Origin of the sequence: Streptomyces sp. PU-14G, assembly GCF_041028275.1 — a bacterium.
Classification (GTDB): Bacteria; Actinomycetota; Actinomycetes; order Streptomycetales; family Streptomycetaceae; genus Streptomyces.
Map to the genome: position 1 here is coordinate 1 of NZ_JASKYT010000303.1, position 9,032 is coordinate 9,032.

Consider the following 9,032-nt stretch of genomic DNA (forward strand, 5'->3'; position numbering starts at 1 on the left):
GCCCCTCCCCCTGTCGAGTCGTCACCGGTCGAGGGGGTGACGGCCGACGGCGAGGTGCCACCGGCCGGCGGGGGGCTGCCGTCGGCCGGTGACGGACCGCCATCAGCCGGCGGCGGGCTGCCGTCCGCCGGTTCGTCCGCGGGTCCGCTCGACGGTTCGCTCGGCGGTTCGCTCATCGGTTCGCTCCGAACGACAGCAGGGACACCCACTTGGTGTTGTGCACACCCGGGGCAGCGGGAACGATGACGCGGGCCGGATAGCCGTGGTCCAACGAGAGGTCCTCACCGCCCACCCGGAGCGCCAGCAGGGAGCGCGGATCGCGCACCTGGTTGTCGCGCAGGGCAGCCTCCCGGAACGCGCCGGAACGCTGGAGGGAGGAGACGAACACCCCCGGCAGCCCCTCCCTCGGGTCGTACCCGGCCAGTTGTGCGAGGTCGCGCAGACGTACGCCGCTCCAGTGCTGGTCAGAGGTGGACCAGCCCTCCACGCAGGCGATGGGCAGGGCCGCGGTGTGCTGCGGCATGCCGAGCAACTGGGCGCGTGAGAACCGCTGTTCACGCCCGTCCGCGCCCTGGACGGTCAGCCGCCAGCCCTCGCCGGTCTCCTCGGCGGTGACACCGACCGCGCCGGCCGTCTTGTTGATCTGGAAGGCGTTGGCACCGGAGCCGGGTTCTGTACCGCCGTGCGGCGCCAGCAGGGCCGTACGGCGAACCGGACCGTCGAAGTTCTGGCCGACCGTCACTCCCAGCAGCAGCACGGAGCCGCCACCCACCACGCCGAGCGCACCGCGCCGCGAGAGGGTGGGCCGTGCGGGGTCGGGGGCGACCAGCCCGGTTCCCCTGTCGGGCTCCCTCGCGCCCGCCGTCGGGCGCTTTCTGCGGCCGGAGGCCAGGTCGTCGGGTGCTCCGTGCCGCAGCACCCGTACGGCCTTGGGCAGCCGCAGGGCGACGTGCACCACGAAGGCGGCGGCGAACACCCACGCCCCGTAGAAGTGCAGCGGGTAGAACGAGCCGGGGAAGAGGTAGTCGAGCTGGATGTTCAGCAGCCCGGTCGCGAACTCGAACAGCACGCCCCCGACGAGCAGCAGCAGGGAGACGCGTTCCAGCGCGTGCGCGGCCGAACGGGCCGGCGGCAGGGTGAACAGTTTCGGCACCACCGACCACAGCTTCGCCAGCAGCACCGGCACCAGCACCACACCGACCGTGACATGCAGGCCCTGGGTGAGCCGGTAGAGCCAGTGCGGATCGGTGGGCCAGGCGAACAGGTAGAAACCGAGCAGGCCCCGCTCGGGCGTCTGGTCGTTGGCGGGCGCCAGATCCGGGTTGTAGGCGGCGTACGAGAGCAGTCCCGTCACGAACACCACGGTGATGCCCGCCAGCAGAACGACGCCCAGCAGCGCGGTCAGCCACGGTCCGCGCAGCGGGCTGCGCCAGAAGCCGGCATCCGAGGGGAGCCGTGGTGCCGTGCGGCCCTCCGCGGGCGGCGAGGAACCGCGCGGGGAAGGGCGCTCGTCCGGCGGCGGGCCGGGAGGGCGCTCGTCCGGCGGCGGGCCGGGAGCGGCGCTGTGATCACCCATGCAGCGACCGTAAGCGCCGGTGCGAGCCCGTGGGGGCGGGGAAGGCATGACGAAACGCTGACGTCCGCGCCCGATGACCCGCATGCGCCCCCGAGCGGCCTAACGTGCACCTGTGGCACCAGAACCCTCTCCCGCACGCCCCCACGGACCCGGCCACCGACCGGACGGCCGCGCACCCCGCCAGCGGGAAGCGCACGCGGGCGCTCCCTCGCAACCGCCTGCCGACTCGGGACCGGGCATCGTGCCGGACCCGACCGCCGCCCAGCCGACCGCCGGTGGGCTCGGGCCGGGAGAGACGCCGGGCAGACGCGAGGTGGGGCGCGGCCCGGTGCCCGACCTGCTGGCCGTACTGGCCGCCGTGGCGCTGGTGTCCGCTGCCGTCGTCATCGGGTCGGCGATCGAACGCGAGCACGGCACCCTGCGGGTGCACTGGCCGCCCTACTATGCCGAACTCGAACCCCACGTCGGCCCGGGCACCCCCTTCGCCCTGCTGATCGCCGCGGCCGTCGTGGTGTACGGGCGGACGGCGGCGGCGCGGCTGCCGTGGCGGTGGCTGCCTCCGGCGGCCTGGGGCGCCTCCATGGCGTGGATCTGGTCGCTCGCCCTGGTGGACGGCTGGCACAGAGGGGTCGAGAACCAACTCACCTCCGCCTACGAGTACCTCCAGGAGATCGACCGCTTCCGGGACGTGGGCGCGGCGCTGCGGACGTTCACCGACCACATCCTGCTGCACTCGCCCGACAACTGGGTGCCGCACGTGGCGGGCCACCCGCCCGGCGCCGTCCTCACCTTCGTCGGACTCGACCGCCTGGGCCTGGGCGGCGGCCCCTGGGCGTCGGCCTTCGTCATCACCGTCGGGGCGTCCGCAGCCGCGGCTCTCCTGGTGGCCCTGCGCGCGCTGACGGACGAGGAACACGCCCGCAGGGCGGCCCCGTTCCTGGTGCTGGCACCGACCGCCGTGTGGGTCGGCGTCTCGGCGGACGGCTACTTCACCGCGGTCGCCGCCTGGGCGCTCGCCCTGCTCGCTGTGGCAGCCACCCGTACGGTCCGCGCGCCCCGGGTGGCGGCCCTGGGCTCCGGGCTCCTGTTCGGCCTCGTGTGCTACCTGTCCTACGGGCTGACCCTGTGCGCCCTGCTCGGCCTCGCCGTCCTCGCACTGGCACGCACGCTGCGGCCCCTGCCGCACGTCCTGGCCGGGGTCGCCGTGGTCGCCGCCGCGTTCACCCTGGCCGGTTTCAACTGGTGGGAGGCCTACCACCTGCTGACCGAGCGCTACTACCAGGGCGCGGCAGGCATTCGCCCCTACAGCTACTGGGTGTGGGGGAACCTGGCCTGCGCGGTGACCGTCGCCGGGCCCGCCGCGATCGCGGGCGTACGGCGTGCGCTGGCCTGCGGGGCCGTCGCGGGGCGGGGAGCGGTCGGCCGCCTGCGGGCGCGGCAGCGCCCCGGCCGACCACCCGACGGCCATGGCCTGCCCGATGACCACGGCCTGCCCCACGACCACGGCCTCCCCGGCAATCGGCCCCGGTCCGAAGACCAGAAGCAGCCCGACGACCGGAACCGGCTCGGCAGCCGGAACCGGCTCGTCGCGCTCGTTCTGGCCGCACTGCTCACCATCGTCGTCGCCGATCTGTCCGGTATGAGCAAGGCCGAGACGGAACGCATCTGGCTGCCCTTCCTCACCTGGCTGCTGCCCGCCGCCGCGCTCCTCCCGCGAGCAGGTGCCCGCTGGTGGCTCGCGGCCCAGGCGGCCGTTGCCCTGCTGGTCAACCATGTGCTGCTGACGGGCTGGTGAGGCCCGAACGGCTCCGCGGGGCGCGAGGGCGGCCCGTTGTCGGACCCAGCGCCTAGGCTGGCAAGCCGGTCGCTTCAGGAGGGGTGTCCGGGCGCCGCCGTGCCCGGACAGGAGCCGAGGAGAGCCGCCCATGCCCATGGAGAAGGCACCGGCCACGGCGGCCGACTGCCACAACGTCATCGAGGTGCGCGGTGCGCGGGAGAACAATCTCGCGGACGTCTCCCTCACCATCCCCAAGCGCAGGCTGACCGTCTTCACCGGAGTCTCGGGCTCCGGCAAGTCGTCGCTGGTCTTCGGCACGGTCGCGGCCGAGTCGCAGCGGCTGATCAACGAGACGTACACGGCGTTCGTGCAGTCGTTCATGCCGAGCCTGGGCCGCCCCGACGTGGACGCGCTGCGGAACCTGAGCGCCTCCATCGTCGTCGACCAGGAACGGATGGGCGCCAACTCCCGCTCCACCGTCGGGACGGCCACCGACGCCTACACGATGCTGCGGATCATCTACAGCCGCGTGGGGACGCCGCACATCGGCACGTCCACGGCGTTCAGCTTCAACAGCACCGAGGGCATGTGCGCCGAGTGCGAGGGGCTGGGCGAGACGACGACCATCGACATCGACCAGGTCGTGAACCGCGATCTGTCGGTGCGCGAGGGCGCGGTCACCGCGCCGGGCTTCGCCGTCGACACCTGGTTCTGGCAGGTGATGGTGGGCTCCGGGTTCTTCGATCCGGACAAGAAGGTGCGTGACTTCACCGAGCAGGAGTGGCACGCGCTGCTGTACCGGCCGACCACCAAGGTCAAGGTCGGCACCTCCAACCTCACCTACGACGGAGTGATCACCCGCATCCAGCGCACCTACCTGTCCAAGGACCGGGAGGCGATGCAGGCCCACATCAGGGAGTTCACCGACCGGGCCGTCGTCTACGCCCCGTGCCCGGCGTGCGGCGGCAGCCGGCTCAGCCGGGCCGCGCTCTCGGTGACGATCGACGGGGTGAACATCGCGGACTGCGCCCGCATGCAGATCAGCGACCTGGCCGGGTTCGTCCGCCGCGTCGACGACGCCTCCGTGGCGCCCCTGCGGGACACGCTCTGCCAGACCCTCGACTCGCTGGTCGACATCGGCCTCGGCTACCTGAGCCTCGACCGGCCGGCCGGCACGCTCTCGGGTGGCGAGGCGCAGCGCGTGAAGATGGTGCGGCACCTGGGCTCCAGCCTCAGCGACGTCACCTACGTCTTCGACGAACCCACCGTCGGCCTGCACCCGCACGACATCCAGCGCATGAACGACCTGCTGCTCCTGCTGCGCGACAAGGGCAACACGGTGCTGGTCGTCGAGCACAAGCCGGAGGTCATCGCCATCGCCGACCACGTGGTGGACCTCGGCCCCGGCGCGGGCAGTGACGGCGGCCGGATCTGCTACGAGGGCGACGTGGCGGGCCTGCGCGCCTCCGACACGCTCACCGGACGCCACCTCGGCCACCGCGCCCGGCTCCGCGAGTCGGTGCGCACCCCCAAGGGCACGGTGCAGATCCGGGGCGCCGACCTGCACAACCTCAAAGGCGTGGACGTGGACGTACCGCTCGGTGTCCTCACCGTCGTCACCGGCGTGGCGGGCTCGGGCAAGAGCTCGCTCATCCACGGCTACCTCGCGGGCCGTGCGGGCGTGCTGGTGGCCGACCAGTCCGCGATCCGCGGCTCCCGGCGCAGCAATCCGGCCACCTACACGGGCCTGCTGGGCCCGGTCCGTACGGCCTTCGCCAAGGCCAACGGCGTCAAGGCCGCGCTGTTCTCCGCCAACTCGGCGGGCGCCTGCCCCCGCTGCAACGGCATCGGGCTCGTCTACACCGACCTGGCGATGATGGCCGGGGTCGCCTCCGTGTGCGAGGAGTGCGAGGGCAAGCGCTACACGCCCGAGGTGCTGAGCTACACACTGCGCGGCAAGAACATCAGCGACGTGCTGGCCATGTCCGTCGCCGAGGCCCGGGAGTTCTTCCCGACGGGGCAGGCGAGCACGATTCTGCGCCGACTCGCGGACGTCGGGCTCGGCTACCTGCGCCTGGGCCAACCGCTCAACACGCTCTCCGGCGGGGAGCGGCAGCGTCTGAAGCTGGCGATCCACATGGCGGAGAAGGCCGCCACCTATGTGCTCGACGAGCCGACGACGGGGCTGCACATGGCGGACGTCGACCAGCTCCTGGCGCTCCTCGACCGGCTGGTGGAAGACGGCAACTCGGTCGTCGTCATCGAGCACCACCAGGCGGTGATGGCCCACGCGGACTGGATCATCGACCTGGGCCCCGGCGGCGGCCACGACGGCGGTGAGGTCGTCTACTCGGGGCCTCCCGCACAGCTGATCGCCGAGACCGACACGCTGACGGCACGGCACCTGCGCGAGTACGCGGGCTGAGCGGCCCCGCGCGCAGTCGCCGGCCTCACCAGGAGGGGCGCGCGGTCACTCCGCCGTCCAGCACCAGGTCGTGCCCATTGATCCAGCGGGCGGCCGGTGAGGCGAGGAACACGCAGGCGTCGCCCACCTCCTCGGCCGTACCGAGGCGCCCGTCCGGCGCGGCCTCGCGCCATCTCCTGACCCCCTCGGGCCACTGCTCCTCGATGCCGTCGCGCCACACCAGACCCGGCGAGACGGTGTTCACCCGCACCCCGTGCGGGCCGTACTCCTGGGCCGCGACCCGCGCGTGGGCGACGATCGCGGCCTTGGACGCGGCGTAGTGTGCGTGGCCCGGCGCGGGCTGGGCCGCCTCGATGGAGGCGATGTGGGTGACGGAGCCGCCGCCGGCGTCCGCCAGCAGCGGTGCGGCGGCCTGGGTGCAGCCGAAGACGCTGAGCAGGTTCGACTCGAGCACCGCGCGCCACTCCCGCTCGGTCATCCCGCACAGGTGAGTGACCGGCTGGATGCCGGCGTTGTTGACGACGGCGCCGAGCCCCGCGTCGCGCCGCCACTCCGCCGCCCGCCCGACGACCGCGCGGCAGCCCGCCTCGGTGGACAGGTCGCCGTGGACGGCGAGCGCGGCGCCGCCCGCCGCCTCGATGGACGCCACCGTCCGGCGGGCGCCTGCCTCGTCACCGCGGTAGTGCACGGCGACGGCCGCGCCCGCCGCGGCGAAGCGCTGCGCGATCCCGCGCCCGATGCCCCCGGACGCGCCGGTCACCAGAACGGTCCGCGGCCCGGATGCCGGGTCGGTCCGGGGCCCGGCCGTCGCCGCCTCGTCTCGCCGCGTCATCGGCCCAGCCTCCGGATGGTGTCGGCGTGCGCGGGGAACCGCCGGGCGAGCTCCTCCGCGTCCCCGTGTTCGTATCCCGCGTCGGTGTAGCCGGGCGCCATGGTGCAGCCGAAGAGGCTCCAGGCGCCGCCCGTCGCGACCCGCGCGCCCATCCACGTCCCGGCCGCCACGGTGAGCTGGACGTGGTGTCCGGCACCGAGCACGTCGGGGCCGAGCACGGGGGTGTGCTCCGTGCCGTCGGGGGCGAGGAGCAGCAGTTCGAGGGGGTCGCCGAGGTAGTGGTGCCAGATCTCGTCGTTCGGCAGCCTGTGCAGTGCGCAGTAGTCGTCCTGCGCCGCGGTCAGCAGCATCACGATCGCTGATCCCTCGGGCCGCCCGTCGCTCCGCTGCGGGCCGGCCCACAGCCGTCGGAACCGGCCGCCTTCGCGTGGCAGCGGCTCCAGTCGGAAGTGCGCGGCCAGCGCCTCGGCCTCGTGCCCGGCCAGCGCCTCGGCCTCGTGTGCGTCCCGCGCCTGTTCTCGCCCGTCCTGTCGCATCCCTCATGCCCTGCCCCTTCTCCGTGCGGGACATGCGCGGGGGTACGGGAGGACCAACGGCCCCACACCACTCGGACGAGTGAGATCAAGGCACTGAAGGGTTCGATATCCGCACTCACGCCCCAACCCCCACGAGCCGTGCCTAGAGTGCACTCGTTCGGCCCCGGACCCCGGCCGGACGAGGGAATCACCACAAGGGAATCACCACGACGGAAACACCACGACGGGAACACCGCCGTGCCGCACCACCGCGCCACCCGCAGCGGAAGGGGTCATTCATGGTCGCCGTCCCCCGCCCCGACGCCCTGGAGCCCACCCGCTTCCGGATCGTACGCGCGCGGGGCGAGCTGGACATCGCCACGCTGCCCGAGCTGGAGACCGACCTCGTGCGGGCGTTCGCCGCCCCTGGTCCGCCCCGCGTGGTGCTGGACATGCGGAAGGTGACGTTCCTGGACTGCTCGGTGGTGCGCGTCCTGATGCGGGCACGCGCCTGTGCGCTGTCCCGGCACGGTTCACTCGTGCTGGTGTGCGCACACGTCCCGGTCGGCAGGCTGCTGCGCCGGTTGGAACTGGAGCACCGGCTGCCCGCCTACGCCGCGGTGGACGACGCCTGCCGCGCCGAACAAGTCGGCCTGTAACAGGACAGCCGCGTACATCCCGCAGCCGCGACCACAACGACCACAACGACCAATACTTTTCTTGCCGTCGAAGGGCAGACACCGCCGTGGTGGGCGGGCAGCATGTGGGCTTCCCCCGCCGCCGTCGGTCCGGACGTCCCCCTCAGCACCGGGCCGGCGGCGGGCCACCCCCGTCCCTGCGGACTGCCCCGGAAAGGCGGTGTCCCCGCGTGCGCACGCGCGCCCTGCTCTCCCCCCTGGCAGCCGCGGTGGTCGTGCTGCTCGTACCGCCGCTGATCACGACCGGCAGCGGCGCCTCGGGCGGCACGAACATCCCCGGTCTGCGCTTCATGGTGCCCAACACCCCCGGCGGCGGCTACGACATCACCGCCCGCACGGCGGCCAAGAACGCCGAGGACGCCGGGCTCAACCACAACATCGAGGTGTTCAACCTGCCCGGCGCCGGCGGCACCGTCGGCCTGTCCCGGCTGGTGAACGAGCGCGGCAACGGCAAACTGGCGATGTCCATGGGCCTCGGTGTCGTCGGAGCCGTCCACACCAACCGCGCCCCCTCCACGCTGGCCGACGCGACGCCCATCGCGCGGCTGACGGAGGAGCCGGACATCGTGGTCGTCCCGAAGAAGTCCAAGTACAAGACGTTCGACCAACTGCTGGCCGACTGGAAGAAGAAACCGGGCTCCCTTCCCGTCGGCGGCGGCTCCTCCGCGGGCGGCCCCGACCATCTGGCGCCGATGCTGATGGCCCGCGCCGCCGGCATCGATCCCAAGTCGGTGAACTACGTGCCGTTCGACGGCGGTGGCGAGCTGCTGGCCTCCGTCCTCGGCGGCAAGGTCAAGTTCGGTGTCTCAGGGCTCGGCGAGTACCGGGACCAGATCGAGTCGGGCGAGCTGCGGCTGCTCGCCGTCACCGGGCCCGAGCGGGTCAAGGGCTTCGACGCGCCCACCCTCAAGGAGTCGGGCCTGGACGTGGAGTTCACCAACTGGCGCGGCATGATGGCGCCGCCCGGCCTGTCCGAAGCGCAGCGCGACAAGCTGATCCGCTTCATGCGCGAGCTGCGCCACTCGAAGGAGTGGAAGGAGTCGCTGCGCACCAACGGCTGGGACGACGCCTGGCTGCCCGGTGAGAAGTACGGCCGCTTCCTCAAGAGCGAGGACGAGCGCGTCGACACGGTACTGAAGGAGCTGGGCCGGTGAGCACACCCGAGACCCCACACCCCGCGGACGCTCCCGCCACGCCCACGTCCACGCC

Annotated in this window: 7 protein-coding genes; 4 read left to right on the plus strand and 3 right to left on the minus strand. The window is 72.8% G+C overall.

Features of this window, described 5'->3' with window-relative positions; all coding sequences use genetic code 11:
* Window positions 1–172: 172 nt before the first annotated feature.
* On the minus strand, window positions 173–1,576 hold the full coding sequence (locus AB8Z75_RS26720) for a molybdopterin-dependent oxidoreductase (RefSeq protein WP_369206303.1): 1,404 nt from the start codon (window positions 1,574–1,576) through the stop codon (window positions 173–175).
* A gap of 313 nt (window positions 1,577–1,889) precedes the next feature.
* Between AB8Z75_RS26720 and AB8Z75_RS26725 the strand changes: the two genes are divergently transcribed.
* Entirely contained in the window at window positions 1,890–3,371 is a 1,482-nt protein-coding gene (locus AB8Z75_RS26725) for a hypothetical protein (protein WP_369206315.1), read from the plus strand.
* A 130-nt stretch (window positions 3,372–3,501) separates the two neighbouring features.
* Entirely contained in the window at window positions 3,502–5,778 is a 2,277-nt protein-coding gene (locus AB8Z75_RS26730; protein WP_369206305.1) for an ATP-binding cassette domain-containing protein, read from the plus strand.
* A gap of 25 nt (window positions 5,779–5,803) precedes the next feature.
* Here AB8Z75_RS26730 and AB8Z75_RS26735 read toward each other — a convergent pair whose 3' ends face one another.
* Both AB8Z75_RS26735 and AB8Z75_RS26740 read right to left on the minus strand, forming a co-directional pair.
* On the minus strand, window positions 5,804–6,610 hold the full coding sequence (locus AB8Z75_RS26735) for an SDR family NAD(P)-dependent oxidoreductase (protein WP_369206307.1): 807 nt from the start codon (window positions 6,608–6,610) through the stop codon (window positions 5,804–5,806).
* Entirely contained in the window at window positions 6,607–7,146 is a 540-nt protein-coding gene (locus AB8Z75_RS26740; protein WP_369206309.1) for a cupin domain-containing protein, read from the minus strand. Before AB8Z75_RS26740 ends, AB8Z75_RS26735 begins: the two co-directional genes overlap by 4 nt.
* A gap of 278 nt (window positions 7,147–7,424) precedes the next feature.
* On the opposite strand from AB8Z75_RS26740, the gene AB8Z75_RS26745 reads away from it, so the two are divergent.
* Both AB8Z75_RS26745 and AB8Z75_RS26750 read left to right on the plus strand, forming a co-directional pair.
* A complete protein-coding gene (locus tag AB8Z75_RS26745) occupies window positions 7,425–7,784 on the plus strand; it encodes an STAS domain-containing protein (protein ID WP_369206311.1) in 360 nt (119 codons plus the stop codon).
* Window positions 7,785–7,993: 209 nt separating this feature from the next.
* A complete protein-coding gene (locus AB8Z75_RS26750) occupies window positions 7,994–8,977 on the plus strand; it encodes a Bug family tripartite tricarboxylate transporter substrate binding protein (RefSeq protein ID WP_369206313.1) in 984 nt (327 codons plus the stop codon).
* Window positions 8,978–9,032 lie beyond the last annotated feature (55 nt).

What these genes read in the sequence shown, in the direction of transcription:
- AB8Z75_RS26735 (WP_369206307.1), bottom strand. Translation starts at nt 6,610, where the DNA reads ATGACGCGGCGAGACGAGGCGGCGACGGCCGGGCCCCGGACCGACCCG.
- AB8Z75_RS26740 (WP_369206309.1), bottom strand. Translation starts at nt 7,146, where the DNA reads ATGCGACAGGACGGGCGAGAACAGGCGCGGGACGCACACGAGGCCGAG.
- AB8Z75_RS26745 (WP_369206311.1), top strand. Translation starts at nt 7,425, where the DNA reads ATGGTCGCCGTCCCCCGCCCCGACGCCCTGGAGCCCACCCGCTTCCGG.
- AB8Z75_RS26720 (WP_369206303.1), bottom strand. Translation starts at nt 1,576, where the DNA reads ATGGGTGATCACAGCGCCGCTCCCGGCCCGCCGCCGGACGAGCGCCCT.
- AB8Z75_RS26730 (WP_369206305.1), top strand. Translation starts at nt 3,502, where the DNA reads ATGCCCATGGAGAAGGCACCGGCCACGGCGGCCGACTGCCACAACGTC.